Source organism: Rhodopseudomonas sp. AAP120 (assembly GCF_001295845.1).
Taxonomy (GTDB): Bacteria; Pseudomonadota; Alphaproteobacteria; order Rhizobiales; family Xanthobacteraceae; genus Rhodopseudomonas.
Map to the genome: position 1 here is coordinate 1 of NZ_LJIC01000189.1, position 25,038 is coordinate 25,038.

General features: G+C 66.4%; 21 protein-coding genes and 1 pseudogene. 9 read left to right on the plus strand and 13 right to left on the minus strand.

All coding sequences use genetic code 11. From position 1 onward, the window contains the following. The 3 genes and pseudogenes from IP86_RS29195 to IP86_RS25310 form a co-directional block, all read left to right on the plus strand. Positions 1-303 (plus strand): annotated as a pseudogene (locus tag IP86_RS29195) (circadian clock protein KaiC); the annotation flags it as partial. A 9-nt stretch (positions 304-312) separates the two neighbouring features. Beyond that, positions 313-591 carry a circadian clock KaiB family protein gene (locus IP86_RS25305; RefSeq protein ID WP_054165209.1) on the plus strand — a complete coding sequence of 93 codons (279 nt, stop codon included), beginning with the start codon at positions 313-315 and terminating at the stop codon, positions 589-591. A gap of 1 nt (position 592) precedes the next feature. After that, entirely contained in the window at positions 593-2,047 is a 1,455-nt protein-coding gene (locus IP86_RS25310) for a sensor histidine kinase (protein ID WP_054165210.1), read from the plus strand. A 184-nt stretch (positions 2,048-2,231) separates the two neighbouring features. Here the strand turns inward: IP86_RS25310 and paoC are convergent, their stop codons facing one another. The 4 genes from paoC to IP86_RS25330 form a co-directional block, all read right to left on the minus strand. Further along, entirely contained in the window at positions 2,232-4,493 is a 2,262-nt protein-coding gene (gene paoC, locus IP86_RS25315; RefSeq protein WP_054165211.1) for an aldehyde oxidoreductase molybdenum-binding subunit PaoC, read from the minus strand. A gap of 4 nt (positions 4,494-4,497) precedes the next feature. Continuing rightward, entirely contained in the window at positions 4,498-5,448 is a 951-nt protein-coding gene (locus IP86_RS25320; protein WP_054165212.1) for an FAD binding domain-containing protein, read from the minus strand. After that, positions 5,445-6,104: an aldehyde dehydrogenase iron-sulfur subunit PaoA gene (gene paoA, locus IP86_RS25325; protein ID WP_054165213.1), complete on the minus strand. Its 660-nt coding sequence runs from the start codon at positions 6,102-6,104 to the stop codon at positions 5,445-5,447. Before paoA ends, IP86_RS25320 begins: the two co-directional genes overlap by 4 nt. Positions 6,105-6,251: 147 nt before the next feature. Continuing rightward, positions 6,252-6,731: an Lrp/AsnC family transcriptional regulator gene (locus tag IP86_RS25330; RefSeq protein WP_054165214.1), complete on the minus strand. Its 480-nt coding sequence runs from the start codon at positions 6,729-6,731 to the stop codon at positions 6,252-6,254. A gap of 124 nt (positions 6,732-6,855) precedes the next feature. Between IP86_RS25330 and hppD the strand changes: the two genes are divergently transcribed. After that, positions 6,856-7,974, plus strand: a complete 1,119-nt coding sequence (gene hppD, locus IP86_RS25335) for a 4-hydroxyphenylpyruvate dioxygenase (protein WP_054165215.1) — start codon at positions 6,856-6,858, stop codon at positions 7,972-7,974. A 216-nt stretch (positions 7,975-8,190) separates the two neighbouring features. On the opposite strand, the gene gyrB is transcribed toward hppD, so the two are convergent. The 6 genes from gyrB to rpsT form a co-directional block, all read right to left on the minus strand. Continuing rightward, complete coding sequence (gene gyrB / locus IP86_RS25340) at positions 8,191-10,632, minus strand: DNA topoisomerase (ATP-hydrolyzing) subunit B (RefSeq protein ID WP_054165216.1); 2,442 nt, start codon at positions 10,630-10,632, stop codon at positions 8,191-8,193. Positions 10,633-10,858: 226 nt separating this feature from the next. Next, positions 10,859-11,998: a DNA replication/repair protein RecF gene (recF, locus tag IP86_RS25345; protein WP_054165217.1), complete on the minus strand. Its 1,140-nt coding sequence runs from the start codon at positions 11,996-11,998 to the stop codon at positions 10,859-10,861. 85 nt (positions 11,999-12,083) lie between these two features. After that, entirely contained in the window at positions 12,084-12,452 is a 369-nt protein-coding gene (locus IP86_RS25350) for an endonuclease domain-containing protein (RefSeq protein ID WP_054165218.1), read from the minus strand. 185 nt (positions 12,453-12,637) lie between these two features. Next, positions 12,638-13,756 carry a DNA polymerase III subunit beta gene (gene dnaN, locus IP86_RS25355; protein ID WP_054165219.1) on the minus strand — a complete coding sequence of 373 codons (1,119 nt, stop codon included), beginning with the start codon at positions 13,754-13,756 and terminating at the stop codon, positions 12,638-12,640. Positions 13,757-14,002: 246 nt separating this feature from the next. Beyond that, entirely contained in the window at positions 14,003-15,430 is a 1,428-nt protein-coding gene (dnaA, locus tag IP86_RS25360) for a chromosomal replication initiator protein DnaA (protein WP_054165220.1), read from the minus strand. 1,379 nt (positions 15,431-16,809) lie between these two features. Beyond that, on the minus strand, positions 16,810-17,076 hold the full coding sequence (gene rpsT, locus IP86_RS25365) for a 30S ribosomal protein S20 (RefSeq protein WP_054165221.1): 267 nt from the start codon (positions 17,074-17,076) through the stop codon (positions 16,810-16,812). 369 nt (positions 17,077-17,445) lie between these two features. On the opposite strand from rpsT, the gene IP86_RS25370 reads away from it, so the two are divergent. The 3 genes from IP86_RS25370 to IP86_RS25380 all read left to right on the plus strand — a co-directional run bounded on the left by IP86_RS25370 (position 17,446) and on the right by IP86_RS25380 (position 19,518). Next, entirely contained in the window at positions 17,446-17,760 is a 315-nt protein-coding gene (locus tag IP86_RS25370; RefSeq protein WP_054165222.1) for a hypothetical protein, read from the plus strand. 141 nt (positions 17,761-17,901) lie between these two features. Further along, complete coding sequence (gene msrA, locus IP86_RS25375; RefSeq protein ID WP_054165223.1) at positions 17,902-18,558, plus strand: peptide-methionine (S)-S-oxide reductase MsrA; 657 nt, start codon at positions 17,902-17,904, stop codon at positions 18,556-18,558. 309 nt (positions 18,559-18,867) lie between these two features. Continuing rightward, a complete protein-coding gene (locus IP86_RS25380; RefSeq protein ID WP_502585525.1) occupies positions 18,868-19,518 on the plus strand; it encodes a polysaccharide biosynthesis/export family protein in 651 nt (216 codons plus the stop codon). Between the two features lie 173 nt (positions 19,519-19,691). Here IP86_RS25380 and IP86_RS25385 read toward each other — a convergent pair whose 3' ends face one another. Both IP86_RS25385 and IP86_RS29535 read right to left on the minus strand, forming a co-directional pair. After that, the gene (locus IP86_RS25385) at positions 19,692-20,363 is read right to left on the minus strand and encodes a dienelactone hydrolase family protein (protein WP_054165227.1); all 672 of its coding nucleotides are present in this window, start codon (positions 20,361-20,363) and stop codon (positions 19,692-19,694) included. 55 nt (positions 20,364-20,418) lie between these two features. Beyond that, positions 20,419-20,826, minus strand: a complete 408-nt coding sequence (locus IP86_RS29535) for a hypothetical protein (protein WP_245290735.1) — start codon at positions 20,824-20,826, stop codon at positions 20,419-20,421. 193 nt (positions 20,827-21,019) lie between these two features. Here IP86_RS29535 and IP86_RS25395 point away from each other — a divergent pair, with 193 nt between their 5' ends. After that, positions 21,020-22,126, plus strand: coding sequence for an HD-GYP domain-containing protein (locus IP86_RS25395; protein ID WP_054165225.1), 1,107 nt, complete (start codon positions 21,020-21,022; stop codon positions 22,124-22,126). 62 nt (positions 22,127-22,188) lie between these two features. On the opposite strand, the gene IP86_RS25400 is transcribed toward IP86_RS25395, so the two are convergent. Beyond that, positions 22,189-23,775: an AMP-binding protein gene (locus tag IP86_RS25400; protein ID WP_054165226.1), complete on the minus strand. Its 1,587-nt coding sequence runs from the start codon at positions 23,773-23,775 to the stop codon at positions 22,189-22,191. 400 nt (positions 23,776-24,175) lie between these two features. On the opposite strand from IP86_RS25400, the gene IP86_RS25405 reads away from it, so the two are divergent. Next, positions 24,176-25,038: Bug family tripartite tricarboxylate transporter substrate binding protein (locus IP86_RS25405; RefSeq protein ID WP_054165229.1), on the plus strand; the 863-nt coding region annotated here is incomplete at its 3' end.

Genomic DNA, 25,038 nt, shown 5'->3' on the forward strand with positions numbered 1-25,038 from the left:
GAGCCGTATCTGGGCGAGGGCGGGGCACTGACCGGCTCGGCACGCCGCGCCGAAGAAGCGCGGGTGCGCCGTGCCGAGGCCGATCGCCGCAATGATGTGGCGCGGATGCAGGATCAGATCGTGCACCGCCGCCGCCGCGCGCAGGCGCAGATCGAAGCGTTGCAGGCCGAGCTCGCCGCTGACGAATCCGAGCTGAAGCGAATGACCGACGCCGAAGACGCCTATCTGAAGCAGAGCTCGATGGACGCCGAAGCGATGGCGGTGGCGCGACGGCTGCGCCGCGCCGAGCCGAGCACGAAGTAGGAAATTGGGATGGCCGATCCGATCAAGCTCGTTCTGTATGTCGCCGGCGAAACGCCGAAATCGCTGGCCGCGATCCGCAATCTCGAAAAGATCTGCGCCGAGCATCTGGCCGGCAAGTACAAGGTCGAGGTGATCGACCTGAAGAAGCATCCGCAGCTTGCCCGCGAACACGGCATCGTTGCGATCCCGACGCTGGTGAAGGAGTTGCCGGTGCCGATCCGCAAGATCATCGGCGACCTGTCCGACACGCCGAAGGTGCTGGTGCATCTGTCCGTCGAAGGCTCCTGACGTGGCGTCGGGGGTCGCGGAACTCAGCCGCGCCGAACTCGAGGCGCGGCTTGAAGAGGCCGAAGCGACCCTGCGGGCGATCCGCGACGGCGAGATCGACGCCGTCGTGGTGTCGGGCGGCGACAGCGAGCAAGTCTTCACGCTCGAAGGCACCAGTCAGTCGTACCGCACCTTCATGGAGACGATGGACGTCGGCGCGGCTGCCTTCGATGCCGAGGGGCAACTACTCTACGCCAATGCTGCGCTGTGCACGCTGCTCGGGCAGGCCCCCGGGGCGCTGACCGGGCCGCTGCTGATCGGGTTGCTCGATGCCGTCAACCAGGCCAAGTTTCGCAGACTGCTGGCGCAGGCGGTGCACCAGCGCGAGACCGCGGAGATCCATCTGCGGGCCGACGCCGGCGCCCGCAGCCTGCTCCTGACCGGCGCGCCGCTCGACATCGGCGTGGTCCGCGGCACCGCCATCACCTTCACGGATATCAGCGAGCGCGAGGAAGCGGCCGCGGCCCGCGAGTCGGAGCGGCTGGCGCGCGCCATCCTCGCCTCGGCCAACGAGGCGGTGATCGTGTGCGATCGCGGCGGGCGTGTCACCCACCTCAACGGCGCCGCGATGCGGTTCTGCGCCGCGACGCCGATCGGCCGCACCTTCGGCGAGGCGATCGATCTCACCTTTGCGGAAGCGACCGAGCTGATGAGCGGCGCCGACATCGTCGCGATGGCGATCAGCGGCATGCCGGTTCAGGGTCTCGAAGCTGCCGTGCGTGCGCCCTCGGCGGCGATCACCGACGTGATGATCAGCGCCGCGCCGCTGGTGGTGTCGGGCGAGCGCATGCAGGGCTGCGTCGTGACGCTGGTCGACCTGTCCCACCGCAAGGCCGCCGAGCGGCGCCAGGCGCTGCTGATGGGCGAGCTCGATCATCGCGTCAAGAACACGCTGGCGATGGTGATGGCGATCTGCGCTCGCACCGCGGCGCACGAGCGCACCATCGAGGATTTTCAGAAGTCGTTCTCCGGCCGGCTCCAGGCACTGGCCGCGACCCACACGCTGCTGTCGAACTCGTCCTGGCAGAATCTGCAGATCACCGACGTGCTCGGCGCCGAGCTGGAGCCGTTCGCGTCGCTGTCGAGCGGACGCATCCTCACCGAAGGGCTCGACATCGCGGTCGACGCCAAAGTGGCGGTGTCGCTCGGGCTGGTATTCCATGAGCTCGTCACCAACGCGGTGAAGTACGGCGCGCTGTCGGTCCCGGGCGGCAAGATCTCGGTGCGCCGGCTGGAAGCAAGCGACAGCGATGCGCTGAGCATCGAATGGCAGGAGCAGGACGGCCCGCTGGTGACGCCGCCGACCTCATCCGGCTTCGGTCAGACCCTGATCTCCCGCAGCCTCGGCAGCGGCGGGGCCAAACTTGAATTCCGCCCCACCGGAGTGGTGTGCAGGATCTCGGTGCCGCGGGGTTAGCAAGCTTTCGTTAGTTGCATCAAGCACTGCCTCATGGTGAGGAGGCGCGAAGCGCCGTCTCGAACCATGAGCCACCGATGCTGTGTGGCCTCATCCTTCGAGACGCCCGGCTTTGCCGGGCTCCTCAGGATGAGGCTCAGTGCATGGAGCGGGCGAGCGGTACATGCGCAACGAGCGCCTGCGCTCACCCCACCGCCGGCATCTTGTCGATCAGCTTGTCGAGCGTCACCGGATAGTCGCGCACGCGGACGCCGGTGGCGTTATACACCGCGTTGGCGATCGCGGCGGCGACGCCGCAGATGCCGAGCTCGGCAACGCCCTTGGCCTTCATCGGCGACGACATCGGATCGGTCTCGTCTAGGAACATCATGTCCTGATGCGGGATGTCGGCATGCACCGGCACTTCGTAGCCGGCGAGGTCGTGGTTGACGAAGAAGCCGACCTTCTTGTCGACCACCAGTTCTTCCATCAGCGCCGCGCCGACGCCCATCGTCATCGCGCCGATGACTTGGCTGCGCGCGGTCTTCGGATTGAGGATGCGGCCGGCGGCGCACACCGCCAGCATCCGCCGGATGCGGATCTCCGCGGTGGCGGCATCGACCCCGACTTCGACGAAATGCGCCCCGAAAGTCGACTGCTGCGCCTTCTTCTGCAGATCGCCGTATTCGATGCGATCCTCGGCTTCGAGCGGGCCGTCGCGCACTGCATCCGCGAGCGACACCCGGCGATTGCCGGCGCGCACGTCGCCGCCGTCGAATTCGGCCTCGGCCGAATTGAAGCCGAGCTTGCTGGCGACCGCCTCGCGCAGCTTGACGCAGGCGGCGTAGACGCCGGCCGTCGAGTTGTTACCACCCCACTGGCCGCCCGAGCCGGCCGACACCGGAAACCGCGAATCGCCGAGCCGCACGGAGACCTTTTGCAGCGGCACGCCGAGCATCTCGGCGGCGGTCTGGCCGATGATCGTGTAGCTGCCGGTGCCGATGTCGGTCATGTCGGTTTCGACCACCAGCGTGCCGTCCGGTTCGAGCCGGACACGGGCAGCGGATTTGGTCAGCAGGTTGTTGCGGAAGGCGGCGGCGACCCCCATTCCGACCAGCCAACGGCCGTCGCGAACCGACGCGGGCTGCGGATTGCGCTTGTCCCAGCCGAATTTCTCGGCGCCGATGCGCAGGCATTCGACCAGCTGACGTTGCGAAAACGGCCGCTGCGGCGTGGTGGTCTTGTTGTCCCGCTTGGCGTTCTGCGGATCGGCCGACGGCGCTTCCGAAATGTCCGGGACCACTTGGGTATCGTTGCGGATGCGGAATTCGACGGGGTCGAGCTTCAGCTTCTCGGCCATCTCGTCCATGGCGATTTCCAGCGCCATCATGCCGGGCGCCTCACCGGGCGCCCGCATCGCATTGCCTTCCGGCAGATCGAGCACAGCGAGCCGCGTCGCGGTCATGCGATTAGCACCCGCATAGAGCAGCCGGGTCTGGCTGATGGCGCCTTCCGGCTTGCCATCGGGCAGATCGCCCGACCAGCTTTCGTGGCCGATGGCGCTGATCTTTCCGTCACGATCGGCACCGATGCGGATGCGCTGGATGGTGGCGGGGCGATGCGTGGTGTTGTTGAACACGAGTGCACGCTGCAAGGTCAGCTTGACCGGCCGGCCCGCCGCGCGAGAACCAAGCGCCGCCATGACCGCGTCGGCGCGGAGAAACAATTTACTGCCGAAGCCGCCGCCGATATAGGGCGACACCAGTCGAACATTCTCCTTCGGAATACCGAGCGTCTTGGCCAGATCCTCGACACCCCAGGCGATCATCTGGTTCGAGGTCCACACGGTGAGCTTGTCGCCCTCCCACATCGCCGTCGAGGCGTGCGGCTCCATCATGGCGTGCGACTCGTCGGCTGTGCTGTAGGTCTCGTCAAGCTTCACCGGCGCAGCCGCGAACGCGGCGGCAAAGTCGCCGACCGACGAGTCGCCCGGATCGGACATCACCTTGGCGGGCTTGGCCGCATCGCGCTCGGCCGCGAGATCGAACGTGCCGCTCTCGGTCTGGTAGTTGACGCGCACGAGCTGGGCGGCTGCGCGCGCCTGCTCGAACGTCTCGGCGACCACGACCGCGACGGCCTGGTGATAATGCTGCACGTCCGGACCGGCGAGCAGCTTGGCGGTGTTCTTGCCACCTTTGTCGAGCTTGCCGGCGGTGTCGGCCGTGACGATCGCCAGCACGCCGGGCGCGGCCTTGGCGGCGGCCAGATCGATGCCGTTGATACGGCCTTTGGCGATTGCAGCGCCGACGATGTAGCCGTAGGCGGCATTCGGCGCGACGTCTTGGCGTTCATAAGCGTAGCGCGCCGTGCCCGTCGTCTTCAGCGGGCCGTCGATGCGATCGACCGGCTGGCCGACCACCTTGAGGCGATCGATCGGGTTGGTCGTTGCGGGAGAGTCGAATTTCATCGGATCAGCCTTTCGCTTCGGCCAGCACGGCGCCCAGCGTGCGTTCGACCAGCGGGACCTTGAAGGCGTTCTGTTCAGTGGTGCGGGCATCGGCGAGCAGTTTTCGCGTCACCGCCTGCGCGCCGCGCCGCATCTCGGCCTCCGCGGCCTCATCGCGCCACGGCTTATGGGCGACGCCGCCCAGCGCGACACGGCCGCTGCCGTCGCGTTGCACGATCGCCGCGACCGAGATCAGCGCGAAGGCGAACGACGCGCGGTCGCGCACCTTGCGATACAGATGTGTGCCGCCGGCAGGCTTGGGCAGCGTCACCGCGGTGATCAGTTCGCCGGCGTGCAGCGTGGTGTCGTCCTGCGGCCGGTCGCCGGGCAGGCGATGGAAGTCGGCGATCGGGATACTGCGCGTCGTGCCGTCGCCGCTGACGGTTTCGACGGTGGCGTCGAGCACGCGCATCGCCACCGCCATGTCGCTCGGATGGGTGGCGATGCAAGCGTCGCTGGCGCCGACCACGGCGTGCTGGCGATTGTAACCCTGCAGCGCGCCGCAGCCGCTGCCGGGGCTGCGTTTGTTGCACGGCTGGTTGGTGTCGTAGAAATATGGGCAGCGGGTCCGCTGCAGCAGATTGCCCGCGGTGGTGGCCTGGTTGCGCAGCTGGCCATTGGCGCCGGCGAGCAGCGCGCGCGACAGCACTGCGTAGTCGCGGCGCACGCGTTGATCGGCGGCCAGATCGGTGTTGCGGACCAGAGCGCCGACGCGCAGGCCGCCGTCTTGCGTCTCCTCGATTTTGTCGAGGCCGATATTGTTGACGTCGATCAGATGCTGCGGCGCCTCGATCTGCAGCTTCATCAGGTCGAGCAGATTGGTGCCGCCGGCGACGAATTTGGCGTTCGGTGTTCGCGCAGCCGCCGCGGCAGCCTCCGCTGGCGATTTGGCGCGCTCGTAAGTAAACGGCTTCATGCCGGGCTCCCTGCGACTTCGGTGATCGCTTCGGCGATGTTGGAATAGGCGCCGCAGCGGCAGATGTTGCCGCTCATGCGTTCGCGCAGTTCGGCGTTGGTGAGTTCGGGCTTCGCCATCAGATCGGCGGTGACGTGGCTCGGAATGCCGGCCTTGACCTCGTCGAGCACCGCGACCGCCGAGCAGATCTGCCCGGGCGTGCAATAGCCGCACTGATAACCGTCGTGCTTGACGAACGCGGCCTGCATCGGATGCAGCTTGTCGGGCGTGCCGAGGCCTTCGATCGTGGTGATGTCGTCGCCTTCGTGCATCACCGCCAGCGACAGGCAGGAGGCGATGCGGCGGCCATCCACGATCACCGTGCAGGCGCCGCACTGGCCCTGGTCGCAGCCCTTCTTCGATCCGGTGAGATGCAGATGCTCACGCAGCGCGTCGAGCAGCGTGGTGCGGGTGTCGAGTTCGAGATCGCGCGCGGCACCGTTGACGGTGAAGGATACTTTGGCGGTCGAGGGCGCAATCTCGGCAGCCGGCGAGGCAATGCCTGCCGAACCGGTTTGAGCGGCGGCGGCGCCCGGCTTTGCGCCGAGCGCGATCGTCGCCGCGGAGCCCAGCAGCAGGTTCCGCCGGGAGAGTTCGAAGTCGCTGAGTTCCACCATGGACCGGTCCGTTCGTCGGAGACAACGTGCCGGTGCAGAACGCCGCGCAGCGAGTATGTTTCCGAGTGCGCGCTCGCCAATCGATGGGCACCGATGAACTCGTCGCGAGCAATCAGCCGCCTCGCTCGTTTCGCGGTCGGCCGTCGATCAGCCTGCCGCGAGCTGCTTCAGCGGCAGCCTTGAGCTCTCCTTCAGCCGGTCGAGTACGATCGACGAGCGCACATGCGCGACGCTCTGGTGCGGCATCAGCACATTGTTGACGAGGTCGGACAGGCCCTTGAGGTCGCGCAGCACGGCTTTCAGCACGTAGTCCGCATCGCCGGTCAACGAATAGGCCTCCTGCACCTCGTCGATCCGGCCGATCAGCGTGCGAAACTTCTCGGCGTTGCCCGGCGAATGCGTCGCCAGCGTGATCTGGATGAAGGCGACCACGCCGAAGCCGAGTGCGTCGGCGGCGAGCTCGGCGCGATAGCCGGTGATGATGGCGTCCTGCTCCAGCCGCATCCGCCGCCGCGAGCATTGCGACGGCGACAGCTGCACCCGGTCGGCGAGTTCCTGGTTGGTGAGCCGGCCCTCGTCCTGCAGGGCGCTCAGGATCTTCAGGTCGAAGGCGTCGACAGACATCATGCGTTGAACCCATCAATCATGCACGGATCGTGCACAGCCTATCGCTGCCGGGTGGGATTTGCACGCCCCATGCGTCCGCTCCGGACGATACTACCGGCTCAAAACCAATCTGGAGGAGCGACCGATGGGACCCTTTCCGCACGATGCGCAGCCGGCCACGATCAGTGCCGACAACCCGATGGGCACTGACGGCTTCGAATTCGTCGAGTTCGCCCATCCCGACCCGGCGCAGCTCCACGCGTTGTTCAGGCTGATGGGCTTCAGCCTGGTGGCGAAGCATCGCAGCAAGGCGATCTCGGTCTATCGCCAGGGCGACGTCAACTATCTGGTCAACGAGCAGCCCGGCACGCACGGCACCGACTTCGTGGTGGCGCACGGCCCCTGCGCGCCGTCGATGGCGTTTCGTGTCGTCGATGCGCAGAAGGCCTATGAGCGCGCGCTGGCGCTCGGCGCCGAGCCGGCCGGCGTCACGTCCGCGCAGGCGACGCTCGACGTGCCGGCCATCAAGGGGATCGGCGGCAGCCTGCTGTATTTCGTCGATCGCTACGGTGCCAAGGGCTCGGCCTATGATGAAGAGTTCGAGTGGATCGGTGAGCGCAATGCTCGGCCGGCCGGCGCCGGCCTCTACTACATCGATCACCTCACCCACAACGTGCATCGCGGCCGCATGGATGTATGGACCGGGTTCTACGCAAACCTGTTCAACTTCCGGCAGATCCGCTTCTTCGACATCGAAGGCCGCGCCTCGGGCCTGTTCTCGCGCGCGCTGACCAGCCCGGACGGCAAGATCCGGATTCCGATCAACGAAGACGCCGGCGATTCCGGCCAGATCGAAGAATATCTCACCCTGTATCGCGGCGAAGGCATCCAGCACATCGCCTGCGGTTGCCGAGACATCTATCGCACCGTCGAAGGCCTGCGCGACGCCGGCCTGCCATTCATGCCCTCGCCGCCGGAGACGTACTTCGAAAAGATCGACGCGCGGCTGCCGAAGCACGGCGAGGACATCGCCCGGCTGCAGCGCAACGGCATCCTGATCGACGGCGAAGGCGTGGTCGACGGTGGCCAGACAAAGGTGTTACTGCAGATCTTCTCGGCCAACGCGATCGGTCCGATCTTCTTCGAGTTCATCCAGCGCAAGGGCGACGACGGCTTCGGCGAAGGCAACTTCAAAGCGCTGTTCGAGTCGATCGAAGAAGACCAGATCCGCCGTGGCGTATTGAAGGCGGGACAGGCTGCGTAGCGCATGCTCAGCGCGACCGGAGCGAGGCGGTCTGGCCTTTCGCGATATGAACACTGCCCTCACCACAGGCACAACCTCATGGTGAGGAGGCGCGAAGCGCCGTCTCGAACCATGGGCCGCAAGCACTCGTGGCCTCATCCTTCGAGACGCCCGGCTTCGCCGGGCTCCTCAGGATGAGGACTGTGCTTGTAGCAGCGTTGGATCGGAGGACGTGCTCTACACGTCCACCGTCGCGCTCAGCGAGTTCTCCTGGATGAACTCGCGGCGGGGTTCGACGACGTCGCCCATCAGCTTGGTGAAGATGTCGTCGGCCTCGTCGACTTCGCGGACCTTGACCTGCAGCAGCGAGCGGGCGTTGGTGTCGAGCGTGGTTTCCCAGAGCTGGCTCGGGTTCATCTCGCCGAGGCCTTTGTAGCGCTGCAGCGCGATGCCCTTGCGGCCTGCGTCGGTCACCGCCTCGAACAGGCTGACCGGGCCGTGAATAGCGGTCTCGGCGTCCTTGCGGCGCAGCACGCCGGGGCGCGGATAGACCTCCTGCAGCACGGCGGCATATTCGTCGAGCTTGCGGGCGTCGGCGGAGCCGAGCAGCGCATCGTCGATCATCGCCACGTCCTTGACGCCGCGTACCGTGCGTTCGAAATGGAAGCCTTCGCCCTCGACGAAGCGGCCGGTCCAGCCGCGCTCGACTTCGTCGGCCAGCACGTCGAGCCGCCGCGCGATATAGGCGGCGGCCTCGGTCGCGGTCGCGACGTCGCTGGTGATCCGCGGGCTCAGCACGCCGGCGATCGCCGCCTGCTCGACCACGCTGCGATTGTAGCGGCTGTGCAGATTGTGCAGCGTGCCGCGGATCGCGCGCGCATCCTCGACCAGCGCCAGCAGGTCGCGGCCGCCGCGCACCTCGCCGTTGGCGAGCTTGAAGGCACAGTCGTCGAGCCCAGTCGAGATCAGATAGTCCTCGAGCGCGCGCTCGTCCTTGAGATACTGCTCGGACTTGCCGCGCGTCACTTTGTAGAGTGGCGGCTGCGCGATGTAGAGATAGCCGCCCTCGATCAGCGACGGCATCTGCCGAAAGAAGAACGTCAGCAGCAGAGTCCGAATGTGTGCGCCGTCGACGTCGGCGTCGGTCATCAGGATGATCTTGTGATAGCGCAGCTTCGACAGGTCGAAATCGTCGCGGCCAATGCCGGTGCCGAGCGCGGTGATCAGCGTGCCGATCTGCTCCGAACTCAGCATCTTGTCGAAGCGCGCGCGCTCGACATTGAGGATCTTGCCGCGCAGCGGTAGGACGGCCTGGAATTCGCGGTTGCGGCCCTGCTTGGCGGAGCCACCGGCCGAGTCACCCTCGACGATGAACAGTTCGGATTTCGACGGATCGCGCTCCTGGCAGTCGGCGAGCTTGCCGGGCAGCGACGCGATATCGAGCGCGCCCTTGCGCCGCGTCAGCTCGCGCGCCTTTCGCGCGGCCTCGCGGGCGGCGGCGGCTTCGATCACCTTGCCGACGATGGTCTTGGCTTCGGACGGATGCTCCTCGAACCACGCGGCGAGCGCTTCGTTGAGCACGTTCTCGACCACCGGCCGCACTTCCGAGGACACCAGCTTGTCCTTGGTCTGCGACGAGAACTTCGGATCCGGCACCTTCACGGAGAGCACCGCGGTGAGACCCTCGCGGCAGTCGTCGCCGGTCAGCGCCACCTTTTCCTTCTTGGCGTTGTTGTCGGCGTAGCCGGTGAGCTGACGCGTCAGCGCGGCCCGGAAGCCGGCCAGATGCGTGCCGCCGTCGCGCTGCGGGATGTTGTTGGTGAAGCACAACACGTTCTCGTGGTACGTGTCGTTCCACCACAGCGCGGCTTCGACGGCGATGCCGTTGAGATCGGCCGCCACCACGATCGGCGCCGGCACGATCGGCTTCTTGTTGCGATCGAGATACTTGACGAATTCGGTGACGCCGCCCTCGTAGCGCATCTCCTCGCGCTTCTCGACCGCGTGGCGCAGGTCGGACAGCAGGATGTTGACGCCGGAATTGAGGAAGGCGAGTTCGCGCAGCCGGTGCTCCAGCGTGGCGAAGTCGTACTCGATGTGGGTGAAGGTTTCAGGAGACGCGAAAAACGTCACTTCGGTGCCGCGCCGGCCATTGGCGTCGCCGACGACGCTGAGCGGCGCCACCGCGTCGCCGTGGGCAAACTCGATGAGATGTTCCTTGCCGTTGCGCCACACCCGCAGGATCAGCTTGCTCGACAGCGCGTTGACCACCGAGACGCCGACGCCGTGCAGACCGCCCGACACCTTGTAGGAGTTCTGGTCGAATTTTCCGCCGGCGTGCAGTTGGGTCATGATGACCTCGGCCGCCGAGATGCCTTCGCCCTTGTGGATGTCCACCGGGATGCCGCGGCCGTCGTCGCGCACCGTCACCGAGCCGTCGGCGTTGAGGATCACCTCGACCGCGCTGGCATGGCCGGCGAGTGCTTCGTCGATGGCATTGTCGACGACTTCGTACACCATGTGGTGCAGACCGGAGCCGTCGTCGGTGTCGCCGATATACATGCCGGGCCGCTTGCGCACGGCGTCGAGCCCCTTCAGCACCCGGATCGATTCCGCGCCGTATTCGGCGGGCACGGGCGGCGGGGTTTCGGCGATCGGCTGCCGGGCGGGTTCAGTCATGCAACAACCTTTGAAGGATGAAATCGAATCGGCGTGCGACGGCGCGATGAGATGTTCTTTGTGCCACGAAAGACGGGGCGCGCCTAGCCCTAAGTCTCGTGTGACAAGTGATTGAAGATGTAGGATTTTTTGTTCGATTCGCAAGCCGCAAAACGGCCGTTTCGAAGGCCGCCGAAAGCCGCTGCGGAACCTTTGATTGCCGGGGATGGAGCAGCGCCGTGACGGCTCATTTCTGCGGCGTGATGCGGCCGGATTCGACGGTAAAAATTTCCGCGCCGGCGCCGATCTCGGCGAACGCCGCCGGATCGGCGCCGGTCATCCAGACCTGAGCGCCGAGCTGCGCCAGCTCGTCGAACAGCGCGGCGCGCCGGCCGGGATCGAGATGCGCCACGACTTCGTCGAGCAGCAGCACCGGCGTGATGCCGGTCATCTCCGAAACCAGCTGCGCATGCGCCAGCACCAGGCCGATCAGCAGCGCTTTCTGCTCGCCGGTCGAGGCGTCGCGCGCCGGCATCGCCTTCGGCGCGTAGACGACTTCGAGGTCGGTGAGATGTGGCCCGTCGAGCGTGCGGCCGGCGGCGGCATCGCGCGGGCGGCTGTCGCGCAGCACGCCGCGATAGCGATCCTCGACCGCGGTCGCGGGTTCGGCGAGCAGTGCGGTTTCCATCCAGCCGTCGAGCATGATTTTGGCCGAGGGAAACGCCGAGGCGGCGCCGCGGGCGTCGAGCATCGCGGCGAGCCGGGTCGCGGTCTGGCCGCGCATCGCCGCGACCGCGACCGCCAGCTCGGCGGTTTCACGCTCGATCGCATCGAGCCAATGCGAGTCGGCGTTGCGATAGTCCTCGAGCAGGCGATTGCGCGAACGCAGGCTGCGATCGAGCGCCGAAACCCGGCCGGAATGCTGGCTGTCGATCGCCAGCACCAACCGGTCGAAGAACCGCCGCCGTTCGGAGGCCGCGCCCATGAACAGCCCGTCCATCGCCGGCGTCAGCCACACCATGCGCAGATGATCGCCAAATGCGGTGGCGGAGCCGACCGGCTCGCGGTCGATCCGGCAGCGCCGCGTCATCGGTGCATCGGCGCGCGGCGGATCGATTCCGGTGCCGAGCGTCGCGAGGCCAAATGCGCCCTCGACCTCGGCCGACACCGCCCACGAGCCGTCGCCCTCGTTGTCGGCGACATCGTCCAACGTCGCTCGCCGCAACCCGCGCCCCGGCGACAGAAACGAGATCGCCTCCAGGCAATTGGTCTTGCCGGCCCCATTGGCCCCGACCAGCACCACGCGCTCCGCCCCCGTCGTCATCGCCGCCGCGCGATAACTGCGAAAATGCGTCAGCGACAGGCGGGTGATGCGGGAGGCGGTCATGTGAGCGGAAGAGACGGCGCCGGTTGAACCCTCTCCCCTTGTGGGAGAGGGTGGCGCCGAACGAAGTGAGGCGCCGGGTGAGGGGTTATTCGTCGCTTTCGGTCAGCTTCGCAAGGATATCTTCAAGCACGTACGATCGGCGTTCGAGGACATCGTTGTTCCAGTAGCGCAGCACGCGAAAGCCTGCATCGCGGAGCGCGGCATCGCGGATTTGATCGCGCGGCTGTTCGGCGTGCTGACTGCCATCGATCTCGATCACCAAGCGTTGTTCGAAGCAAACGAAGTCGAGGATGTAGTTCAGGAAAGGCACCTGGCGGCGAAATTTGAGTTCGGCGAAGCGACGGTCACGCAGCAACCCCCACATTGCGGCTTCCGCGTCGGTCAGTTCACGCCGCATCGACTTGGCGAAGGCGCGGAGTTTCGCGGGGGTTGAAACGTGACGCGGGCGCTGCATGACCCCTCACCCGGCTTCGCTGCGCGAAGCCACCCTCTCCCACAAGGGGAGAGGGTGATCAAAGCGGGCTCAGCGTTGTCGGGTCAAGTCAGGGAGTTGCCGCTCGAGGGCGATTGCCGGGTCAAGCCCGGCAAAGACACGTTATGCTGACACTGCGGCGTCCGGAGCGAGGCTAGCCCTGTAGCCTACACCCGCATCGGCATCAGCACGTACAGCGCCGTCTTGGCGTCGCGATCCTGGATCAGGGTCGGCGAGCCCGGATCAGCGAGGCGCAGCACCGCGACTTCGCCTTCGATCTGGGCGGCGATGTCGAGCAGATAGCGGGAGTTGAAGCCGATATCGAGCGGGTCGGAGGCGTACTCGACTTCGAGTTCTTCGGTCGCGCTGCCGGAATCCGGATTGGTCACCGACAGCACCAGCTTGCCGGCGCTGAGCGCGAGCTTCACGGCGCGGCCGCGTTCGCTGGAGATCGTCGAGACGCGGTCGACCGCGGCCTCGAAGTCCTTCTTGTCGACCACCAGTTCCTTGTCGTTGTTCTGCGGAATGACGCGGCCGTAGTCCGGGAAGGTGCCGTCGATCAGCTTCGAGGTCAGCACCACATTGCCGATGGTGAAGCGGATCTTGCCGGCAGAAAGCTCGAGGCCGATCTCGGCCTCGGTGTCTTCGATCAGCCGCTGCACTTCGCCGACGGTCTTGCGCGGCACGATCACGCCCGGCATGCCGGCGGCGCCGGCGGGCTGCGGCAGGTCGACCTGGGCGAGACGGTGGCCGTCGGTGGCGACCGCGCGCAGCTTGCCGTCCTTGGCCGAGCCGGCGGTGTGCAGATAGATGCCGTTCAGGTAGTAGCGGGTTTCCTCGGTCGAGATCGCGAACTGCGTGCGATCGATCAGCCGCTTCACATCGGAGGCGGGCACCGAGAACGAATGGCTCATCTCGCCGGCGGCGAGATCCGGGAAGTCGCTTTCCGGCAGCGTCTGCAGCGTGAAGCGCGAGCGGCCGGCGCGGATCGCCAACACCGAGCGGTCGCCGTCGGTCTCCAGCACGATCTGCGAGCCGTCCGGCAGCTTGCGGACGATGTCGTAGAACATATGGGCCGGAACGGTGGTCGACCCGGCGGTCGCGGTTTCGGCCGGCAGCGTCTCGGTGACTTCGAGGTCGAGGTCGGTCGCCTTGAGGGCGAGCTGGCTGCTTTCGGCGCGCACCAGCACGTTGCCGAGGATCGGAATGGTGTTGCGGCGTTCGACCACGCGGTGGACGTGGCCCAGCGACTTCAACAATTGCGCGCGTTCGACCGTGACCTTCATGACAAGACCCGCCTGATCCGTACCTGCATCGTGCGATGCAGTCCCCGGAAATACTGGAGGAGCCGGGCAGCCGGAAACGGCGCCTCGGCACGAGAACCCTGCGGGATGTCGCCCGACCCCGCGGGGGGACCGCAAGGTGGCGTGTTAGGCCGGCGGACGCAAGAGCGCGCCGGCGTTAGGCGTTGGAATTTCCCAGATTTTTCGGTCCGGCCGCGCCTCCCTCGGGGCGCGGCGCGAAACGCGCGCCTATTCCTGGAGCTGGCGCTTCAGCGACTCGACTTCATCGTTCAGCGTGGTGTCCTTGGACACCAGCCCTTCGATCTTGCGCACGGCGTGCAGCACGGTGGTGTGGTCACGTCCGCCGAAGCGGCGGCCGATCTCCGGCAGCGAACGCAGCGTCAGCGTCTTGGCCAGATACATCGCGACCTGGCGCGGCCGCACCACATTGGCGGTGCGGCGCGACGACAACAGGTCGGAGCGGCTGACATTGTATTGCCGCGCCACGACGCGCTGGATGTCCTCGATCTTGATCCGCTTCGGCTCCTGCGGCCGGATCAGGTCGCGCACCTCGTGCTCGGCCATTTCCAGCGTCACCGGCTGATTGTTCAGCTTGGAATGCGCGAGCAGACGATTGATCGCGCCTTCGAGATCGCGGCCGTTATGTGTGATGGTGCGCGCCAGATATTCCAGCACCGGCTGCGGCACGTCGAAGCTGGCATGATGCGCGCGCGCCGCCACCACGCGGGATTTCAGAATGCCGAGGCGCAAATCTTCGCCGAGCGTCGCCATCTCGACGACGAGGCCGCCGGCGAGCCGCGAGCGCACGCGCTCGTCGAGGCTTTCCAGATCCGACGGCGGCCGGTCGGCCGCGACTACGACCTGGCGGCCGGCGTCGATCAGCGCGTTGAGCGTGTGGCAGAACTCGGCCTGCGTCGTCTTGCCCTGCAGGAACTGCAGATCGTCGATCACCAGCACGTCGATGCCGCGCAGCGCTTCCTTGAAGGCGAGCGAAGTCTGCGTCTTCAGCGCAGCGACGAAGCCGTACATGAATTTCTCGGCGGTGAGATACAGCACCTTGCGTTCGGTGCCGGAGTTGCCGGCCCAGGTCACCGCCTGCAGCAGATGCGTCTTGCCGAGGCCGACGCCGGAATGAATGTACAGCGGATTAAACATCACCGGATCGCCGCGGCGGCCTTCGGCCACCTGCTTGGCGGCGGCGTGCGCCAGCGTGTTGGAGCGGCCGACCACGAAGCTCGCGAAGGTCAGGCGCGGATCGAGCGGCGAGCCGCCGAGCGCGTCGTGATTGGAGGCGGCCGGCGCGGTCGCATTGGTGCTGCGCAGCTCGGGCGCGGCGCGTTGCTCCTCGCGGCGGTGCTCGGCCGGCGCGGCCGCATCCTTGGCTGCGGGCGTCGCGGCGCGCATCGGCGAGCGCACCGTCACTTCGATGCGGTTCACTTCGGGAATCTCGGCCTGCCAGCAGGTCAGCACCTTGTCGGAGTAGTGCGTCTGAATCCAGCTCTTCAAAAACCGCGTCGGCACCGACAGGTGCACGCTCTCTTGCTGAATGGCTTCGAGGTCCATGCGGGCGAACCAGCTCGAATACACGTCCTCGCCGACGCTCGTGCGCAGGCGGCCTTTGACGCGAGACCAGCGATCATGTTCCATATTCGACATTTCAGCAGCTTTTCAGATGGAGTGATGTTCAACGCGGTGGGCGAAACCATGACGGCTCACGCCACGCCGCGGCGTCGCGAAGCAAACTCCGGACACAGCTCCGCCGTTCGGCAACGTGCCGAGGTCGGGCCGGATCCGATTTAAATGGATTGCTTCAGGTCAGCGCGGACTCGACGGGGATCCCCGGAGTGCTGGCGCAACCGCGACTGGTGACGTTGACGGTAGTGGTTGAACAATGACGGGTCGAACCCTCGGCGTACAGAAATGAAGTGCTGAATTGGTAGCTCATGAAACCTCCCCCTCCTGACGCGCTTGCGCGCGGCAAGATGTCGTCGAGTCAAATCTGCATCCAAGCCGCTGCGCGTTCTCGTCACGACCGTTGGTTTCGTCGGGCTGTCGGTGTCGCTGCCATCGCACATTCGAAACGTTCGCAAGCGAACCTTTCGGACGCGTCTGACACAGCTTCGCCGGTCTCATATTGCTATGAGTGACAACCCGGCTGTCGTTTGAAAAACGCCGCTAACACGCATACCGCCGCCGATCTGCATGCCCGCCCTTGGTTCTCAAATCGCGCTGATCTGAAGAGCCGTGGGCGTCGCGGGCGATCTAAGAAATACACGACCGCCCGGTGGCCGCAACGAATATGATTCGTCGGAGGGGGGCTTGACTCTGGTGTGCTGCGCGCGGCCGCCGAAGGTGACTAACAACCGCCGCGGCAAGATTTTGAATCTGTGCGAAGATTCGACACAGCGCAGAACCGTGACAATTCCATCGCACGCCCAAAAGTATTTCATGAATCCTTTACCTTTGACGGTAGCGCGACGGCGTTTTCAAAGTGCTCCGCTTCGCTTTGCCTTTAAGTCTCTCGCGAGTCGGATGTTTTTGTGAGCGCTGAAGCAGGGTAGCCGACGCGGATATTGCACTGCGTAAAGTTCCGAGGCGAGCGATGACGCGTCGCCGTGCAGTTTTGTTCGATACGTTTTACCGCTGTGCCGCAGGCGTTTCTGCGATCGTCAAAACGTGCGCTGGTTGTGTGACGAATGCGCTTCGTGCGTGCTGCGCGTCACCGACGACGTTCGCTGCGGTCACCGCTGTCACGCATCCAGGATGGTTCAGTACGCGATCGATGCGATGCGTAGAACAGTCGCCGCGGCGACGCCGTCGTTGATGGAATGTGACACGCGTCGTGCACAAGCCGCGACCAGCGCGCACCGCGCCGCAAGCTTGCGCGCCCTCGAACGCGGCGCGGCGTGCCCGCATCGTCGCCAAGCGGGCGCCAAGAATTCAGCAGCGCCGGCACAAAAAAGCCCGGCGCGGCCGGGCTCGAAAAAATGCCCGGCGAAGCCGGGCACTGCTAATCGCGATCGACGATGGGAGTGTTACTTCCCGAGCTGCGCGATCCGGTGCGCGAGGCGCGACACCTTCCGGCTCGCGGCGTTGCGATGGATGATGTTGCGCTGGGCGGCGCGCATCAGCGCCGGCTCGGCGGTCGCCATCGCCTTCAGCGCGGCATCGCGGTCGCCGCTGGCGATCGCTTCTTCGACGGTCCGGACCGTGCCACGCATCTGGGTGCGGCGCGACTTGTTGACCGCGGTGCGCCGGGCAATCTTGCGGGTCGCTTTCTTCGCGGAAGACGTATTGGCCATGTTCTCTCAAATCCTGCAGCGGCCTCCGCTGCGGAGGGCCGGGCTGATGGCGGAGCCGCCGCTGAACGGAGCCTCGCCGTGTGTTCCGGATGTCCTGAAGATTGCCTCTGCAGCCGGCGAACCAAAACGTCACGTCGCTGCAAAGACGATCGGCGGCCGGGGAGACCCCCACCGCCATTGCGGGCCTTATAAAGCCACTGCTTTCCAGCGTCAACGGTTACGACCGCCGGTTTTGACGGCGGTGCGCCGGCCCCCGGTTCCGGCGCCGTCGTGATCGACCCGGGCGCTGTATAAGCCGCTGGCGAGGTTGTGTTTTGTACGTCCGCCCGGTAGATGCGGCCGGGGTGGTCAATTCCATCGGGGTGGACGATGATCCGCGGGTTCTTTCGACTGATCGGGCTGTTGCTGCTGACCGGAGGCTTCATTTTCCTGGTCTATGACGGCGCGCGCTCGGTCGCCGACAGCGCGCTACAGCTGACGCGGCTGGGCGAATTCTGGAATGATGTCCACCAATCCAGCCAGCACGCGTTCCGCCTGTGGGTCGAGCAGTCGGCGCCGTGGGCCTGGGACGGCGTTCGGCTGCTGCTGGCGCAGCCGACCTTCGCGGTGCTGGGTTTGCTCGGGCTGCTGCTGATGCTGTTGTTCCGGCCGCGCAAGCCGCTGATCGGCTACGCGCGCGACTGACACCGGCGAAACCTGACGATCGGCGCGTCGATACCTATATTGCAACTCAGTCGAGAACCGGTCGCGACAGCCGCGCGCCGGCTCGTCCTCGAGCAAGAGGCCGCCGGGCGCCTGTGAGCGTTGCGGCGCCGGGAGGTGTCCATGTTCTTCATGCGCAAGTCGACCACGATGCCGAGTGCCAGCGAGGCCCTGCCAGGCCGCGCCACCCCGATCCCCACGGCGCGCAGCCATTTCGTCAACGGCCATCCGATCCAGCCGCCTTATCCCGAAGGGCTGCAGCAGGCCGTGTTCGGGCTCGGCTGCTTCTGGGGCGCCGAGCGCAAGTTCTGGGAACTCGGCGACGGCGTCTACACCACCGCGGTCGGCTATGCGGGCGGCTTCACGCCGAATCCGACCTATGAGGAAGTCTGCTCCGGCCGCACCGGCCATACCGAAGTGGTGCTGGTGGTGTTCGATCCGACGAAAATTTCCTACGAGGCGCTGCTGAAAACGTTCTGGGAGAGCCACGACCCGACCCAGGGCATGCGCCAGGGCAACGACGTCGGCTCACAATATCGCTCGGCGATCTACACCTTCGGCGACGATCAGGCGTTGGCCGCAAAAGCTTCGCGCGAAGCCTATCAGCAGGCGCTCGGCGCCAAGCGGTTTGGCCCGATCACCACCGAGATCGCGCCGGCCGGCGCGTTCTACTTCGCCGAGGACTATCATCAGCAATATCTCGCCAAGAACCCGGGCGGCTATTGCGGTCTCGGCGGCACCGGCGTGTCCTGCCCGGTCGGCGTCGGCGTGCCGGCTTGAAACTAGAGCGGCGTTCCGGATCGCGGCTTCTCCCCAGGCACCGCGTCACCTCTCCCCCGTGCGGGAGAGGTCGATGCGCGAAACGCGGTGGCTGATTGCGCGCCTCTCCGCGAGTCGCTCAGCCGCATCCGCGTCGCCCTTGCCCTAGCTCCCGCCAACAAGCGGGAGAGGGGCGCGGCGGCTGGCGGGAGGGCGATGCCACGCCGGCTGGTCATCATTGGTCGCAGCGGTGTTCCCGCAGAACTACGCAACCGCCAAGAGTTTGTTAACCCTAACGCGGCATAAACGGAGTCATCTCGTGGAGAGGGAATGGCTCCAGTGCGTGTGGACCGTGCGTTTCGATTGTCGGTGATCGCCGTGATGGGCGCGCTTGCGCTGGGCGGCTGCATGCGGCGGTCCGGCCCGGTCGCCGTGCAGCCGTCCAATACGCTCGACAGCCTTGCTTATGGCGGTCCGGCCGGTCCCGGCCCGGTGGCATATGCGCCGGTGGCGGGGCCACAGCCGGAATATCGCCTCGACGCCGGCGACCGCCTGCGCATCGTCGTCTATGGGCAGGAAGGCCTCACCAACACCTACGCGATCGATGCGTCCGGCGCGATCACCATGCCGCTGATCGGCAGCGTGCCGGCGCGCGGCCGAACCCCAGCGGGCCTCGCCGCCGCCATCACGGCGCGGCTGCGGAACGGCTATATCCGCGAGCCGTCGGTGGCGGTGGAGATCGAATCCTATCGGCCGTTCTTCATTCTCGGCGAGGTCTTGGCGCCCGGCCAATATCCCTACGTGCCGAACATGACGGTGGAGAGCGCGATCGCGATCGCCGGCGGCTTTACGCCGCGCGCCAAGCGCGACAGTGCGATCCTGACCCATCCGGAAAACGGCGCCCTGGTCCGCGCTCAGGTCCCGCTCGCCACCCCGCTCAGCCCCGGCGATACCGTGATGGTCGGCGAGCGCTGGTTCTAGGGCCTTCGTCGCTTAGTAACCGCGCCGCCCCACCCCTGTCGTCATCGCCGGGCTTGCCCCGGCGATCCATCTCAAAAGAGAAGCCGCTGCGCGGCGATGGATGCGCGGGGCAAGCCCGCGCATGACGCGTGATTGCGACGCTATCGACCTTGCACTGTCTGCCGCGCGGTCGATTACTTCAGATACGTCCCGAAGAAATCCAGCGTCCGCTGCCAGGCGCGGTCGGAGCTTTGCTTGTCGAAGCTGGCGCGCTCGTCGCAGCCGAAGCCGTGCTGGGCTTCGAGATAGACGTGGATGTCGACTTCCGGCCGCTTCGCCCTGATGGTCTCGACGTCGGCGAGCGGGATGCCGGAATCCTTTTCGCCGAAATGCAGTTGGGTCGGCACCTTCGGGGCTTCGTCGGCGAACCGCACGATCGCGCCGCCGTAATAGCCGACCGCGGCGCTCAAGCCGCCGAGCCGCGTCGCAGCCAGATAGGCGACGCTGCCGCCGAGGCAGAATCCGATGACGCCGACTGGGCCCTCGGCCTTGACGGAATCGATCGCCGCCTGGGTGTCGCGCAGCATCGCGTCCCAATCCGGCGTCGCCACGAACTTCCGTGCCACCGCGATCTCCTCGGGCGAATAGCCGCTCTGGAAGTTGCGCTCGATCCGGTCGAAGATCGCCGGTGCGACCGCGCGGTAGCCTTGCGCGGCGAAGCGGTCGCAGACCGCGCGGATGTGGTGATTGACGCCGAAGATCTCCTGGATCACCACCACCGAAGCGGCAGCAGCCCCGGCCGGATCGGCGCGATAGCCGCCGAGTTGAAATCCGTCGTCAGCCGTCAGCGTGATGTCGTGTCCCACGAGCAACCCCTGTGTTGGTGGTGATAGATGCGTGATGGTGGCGATTCCGGTGCGGCTATTGCCACATCCAGTTGCGGCCCCAGTCGCCCTTCCAGCCGGTCAGCCGGAATTTACGGAATTGCAGATACAGCCGGTCGCGCCGATCGAAGAAGCCGCTGCCCCCGGCCGTTCGGATCGCGAGGAAAATTTCCTCACCAGGGCGGCCGCTGACATAGTTCAGCGGCGTACCGAGGGCGCGGGAGGCGGTCGCGGCGTCCATGCCGAATGCGAGCGGTGAGGTATTCGAGAGCGTGGCGATGTACGGCGGCGCGATCTCCGGGGCCACGATGACGGGCGCGATCTGCTGCGCCGAAGCCGGCAGCGCGCCGACCGACGCCAGCGCGAGTGCCGCCGCAGCGACCCACCCCGAGGCGCGTGACGGTGACGGCTGCTCGTCGGTCCCGGTTGGTACGCTGTGTGTCATCGCCATCCCCGTGCTGTTCGGATCATAGATGTTTTGCACTGCAATGCCGAGTGCAGTCCGGGTCAATTCCGGAGAAAACTCGATCAAATTCGTACGGAAAAAACATCCGACATTAAGAATACCCGTTAAGCAGCGGGAACCGATTTCCCGCTAGGGATGTCCCAGACTTGCGTACTATCCAGGCTGGTGATCCATGAATGCTGTAGCCCGACAACCCGCGCCCCGGTCCGAGCCGCGCCGGCAATTGCTTCTGGCATCCGATCGCCACGATCAGAGCGCGGACCTCGCCCGGATCCTGTCGGGGGTTGCCGAAGTGCAGACCATCTCCACCGGCGAGCTTCCCGACGCGCCCGCGCGGCAATTGTCGGGCATCGTGGTCGACATCAATCTGCGCTCGGCCGAGAGCGTGCAGGCGGTGCGGCGCAAGCTGCTCGGCGGCGGTTACCAGCCGATCCCACGGCTGTTCGTGCTCGCCGACGAACTGCACCACGGCTCGATGCAGGCCTGGGCGCTCGGGGCCACCGATACGATCGCGCGGCCGTTCGATCCGCGCGACCTGCTGGCCCGGATCCGCGCCGCGTTTCCGGACGCGTCGGAAACCACCGAAAGCGCTCGTGCCGAGGCGATGAGCAAGGGCGTTGCCGCTGCGCACGGCGTGCTGGTCAAGATCTTCGAGCGGCTGCCGGCCGGCAGGCCGCTGACCTATCAGGACGTGCTGCAGGCCGAGGCCCCGATCCTCAAGGCGATCAAGCGCACCTCGCTGCGCGAATGGCTCACCACGGTGGGCCGTCATCACAACGAAAGCTATCGGCTGGCGCTGTTCGCCACCGGCTACGCGGTCGCTTTCGCCCAGCATCTCGGCATGCGCGAGGAGGATCAGCGCCGTCTGACCCGCGCGGCGCTGCTGTTCGATGTCGGCAAGGCGTTCGTCGACGTCGCGCTGCTCGATAATCTCGATGCCCTGGAGGGCGAACGGCTGCTGAAATTCCGCGAGCATCCCCGCCGCGGCTACGATGCGCTGACCGCCGAAGGCAGCTTCCCGCGCGAAACCCTCGACGTCGTGCTGCATCACCACGAACTGCTCGACGGCTCCGGTTATCCGGATGGCCTGCACGGCGATCAGATCAGCGATATCGTGCGGATCACCACCATCGTCGACATCTTCACGTCGCTGGTGGCGCAGCGCAAGAACCACACGCCGCTGATGCCGCTGCACGCCTTCTCGGCGATGGAGGCGATCGGCGACAAGATCGACCAGCGCCTGCTGCAGGCGTTCCGCCCGGTCGCGCTGGGCGGTTAGTTCGGCCCCCGGAACGTCGGGCGGGCAAAGGCGCAACGCGCCGCGCCCACCCAGACGTGGCGCTAGTCCGCCAGCATCTTGCGCAATTCCGCCTTCGCCACCTTCTCCAGCGTCGAGCGCGGCATGTCGTCGACCAGGCGGACTTCGCGCGGGCGCTTGAAATCAGCCAGCGAGGCGGCGCAGGCGGCGGTGATGCGGTCGGCGAAATCCGGCGGCGCGCCGGCGATGCCGCCCTGCGGGATCACGAACACCACCGGCACCTCGTCGAGCATCGGGTGCTTCTTGGCCACCACCGCGGCCTCGCGCACGCCCGGCACGGTGATCACCACCTGCTCGATCTCCGACGCCGCGACGTTCTCGCCGCCGACCTTGAGCATGTCCTTGGCGCGGTCGCCGAACTTGATGGCGCCGTGCTCGAGCAGCGTGACGCGGTCGCCGGTGATGAAGTAACCATGCTCGTCGAAGCTGTCGCGGGTCGCCTGCTCGTTGTGCAGATACTCCTTGAACAGCGACAGGCCGGGGACGCCCTTGATCAGCAAATTGCCGGTGTCGCCGACCTGAGTCGGCGCGCCGTCATCGCCGACGATGCGCAGCGTGTATTCCGGCGCGGCGCGGCCGATCGACATCGGCGTATTCGGCTGATCGGCTTCGGCGATGATGCCGTGGGTGATGGTTTCGGTCATGCCCCACCAACCGATGATCTTGATGCCGAAGCTCTTGAACGCCGGCGGCTCCGCCACCGCCGTGCCCCACATCCGGAAGCTGTGATGCTTCGGCGTTTCCTGATCCATCAGCGCCTTCAGGCAGAACGCGATGTTGGAATTCCAGGTGCAGCGATGCTCGAGCGCGACCTTCCAGAACCGGCTCGACGAGAACCGCGGCTGCACCACGCAGGTGCCGCCGACCCAGAGGCTCGCCAGCATCGAATAGGCCAGCGCATTGGTATGGAACAGCGGCAGATAAGCGAGGTGCACGTCGTCGGCGCGCAGCGTCTGGTGCGCGGCGTTGATCTTGGCGCCCCACAGCGCGTTGGCGTGGGTCCACAACACCGCCTTCGGCCGTGAGGTGGTGCCCGAGGTGTACTGCACGCTGCACGGCGCGAACGGGTCGGTGACGCGGCGGGGCCGGTCGGCGCTGTCGCCGAACAGGCTCTCGAACGAATCCGCCTTGGCGACCGGCTGGGCCGGCAGCGGCGAGCCGGGATCGTGCGAGATCACCGCGATCCAGCGCAGCTTCTTGCAGTTCGTCGAGACGAGGTCGGCGTAGGCCGGCTGGGTGATGGCGGCAACGGCGCCGCAGTGATCGGCGAAGTATTCGATTTCGGCGGCGGCCGAGCGGGTGTTGGTGGTGACCGCCAGCGCGCCGAGCTCGACGCAGGCGAACCAGCTCAGCAGGAACTCGGCGCAGTTATCGAGATGGATCAGCACCGCGTCGCCGGGCTTCACGCCCCGCGCCACGAGACCGGCGGCGAGCGCGCCGACGCGATCGTGGAACTCGCCGTAGCTCCAAACCCGTGCGGGCGCGTCGAACGGCGCCCAGACGATGAAGGGGTGATCGCGCCGCGTTTCGGCGTGCAGCCGCAACAGCCACGGCACGTCCATTCCGGCGAACGGACCCACCACGCCGGGCGCTTCGATCGGATGCGGCATTGCTTCTCTCCCTTGCTGCGGCGCTTTCCGCACGGCGGCATTGGCCGCGGCGCGCTTACGCGTCTATTGTTTGGTAGCGGCTCCTTGTGCCACCCGGCGCGGCGCCGCGCAATTCAGCTCCGTGTCCCGGACGCGATGCGGCACGCAGTGCCGCTTCGCAGATCCGGGACCCCGGTTTCTTGGCGACCAAAGGCACCGGGGCCCTGGATCTGCAGCGCATCACGCCGCGAGGGCGGCGCGCTGCGCAGCGTCCGGGGCACGAAGCTGTTAGTTGTCGCCACAACGATCGATTGACCTGCTCCCGCACTGCAGCTTGAGCGCGACGCGGCGCTTGCTACACTCGTTCCGCCTCACGGCATTCGGACCGCGCGCCACGACGCGGCCGCACAGGGAGCGAACGATGATCACACGCCGCAGCGCGATCCAGGCGATCGCGATGGCTGCCACGGCGAGCACGCTGCTGCCGCGCCGCGGCCTCGCGCTCGACTATCCGACACGTCCGGTCCGCTTCGTCGTCGGCTATCCGGCCGGCGGCGCCACCGACATCCTGGCGCGGCTGATCGGTGCCAAGCTGTCGGAGCGGCTCGGCCAGCAATTCGTCATCGAGAACAAGCCCGGCGCTGGCAACAACATCGGCACCGAGGCGGTGGTGAATGCGCCGCCGGACGGCTACACCATCCTGCTGGTCAATCCGGCGAACTACATCAATGCGTCGCTCTACGCGAAGCTGAACTTCGACTTCGTCCGCGACATCGCCGGCGTCGCCGCGTTCAATCGCACCGCCAATGTGATGACGGTCAACAGCCAGGTGCCGTCGAAGACCGTCGCGGAGTTCATCGACTACGTCAAAGCCAATCCCGGCAAGGTGAATCTGGCGTCGTCGGGCAACGGAACCTCGGTGCATCTGTCGGGCGAGATGTTCATGGCGATGACCGGGGTGAAGATGCAGCACGTGCCGTATCGGGGCGCGGCGCCGGCGATCACCGATATGCTCGGCGGCCAGGTGCAACTGATCTTCGACAACATGCCGTCGATCATCCAGCATATCCGCGGCGGCAATCTGCGGGCGCTGGCGGTGACCACCACCGAACGTTCGCCCCTGCTGCCCGATGTGCCGACGCTGGCCGAGACCGTGCCCGGCTACGAGGCCAGCGCGCTGTTCGGCATGGGCGCGCCGAAAGCGACGCCTCCCGAGATCGTCGCCAAGCTCAATAGCGAGGTCAACGGCGTACTGGCCGATCCCGCCGTGAAAGCGCGGCTGGG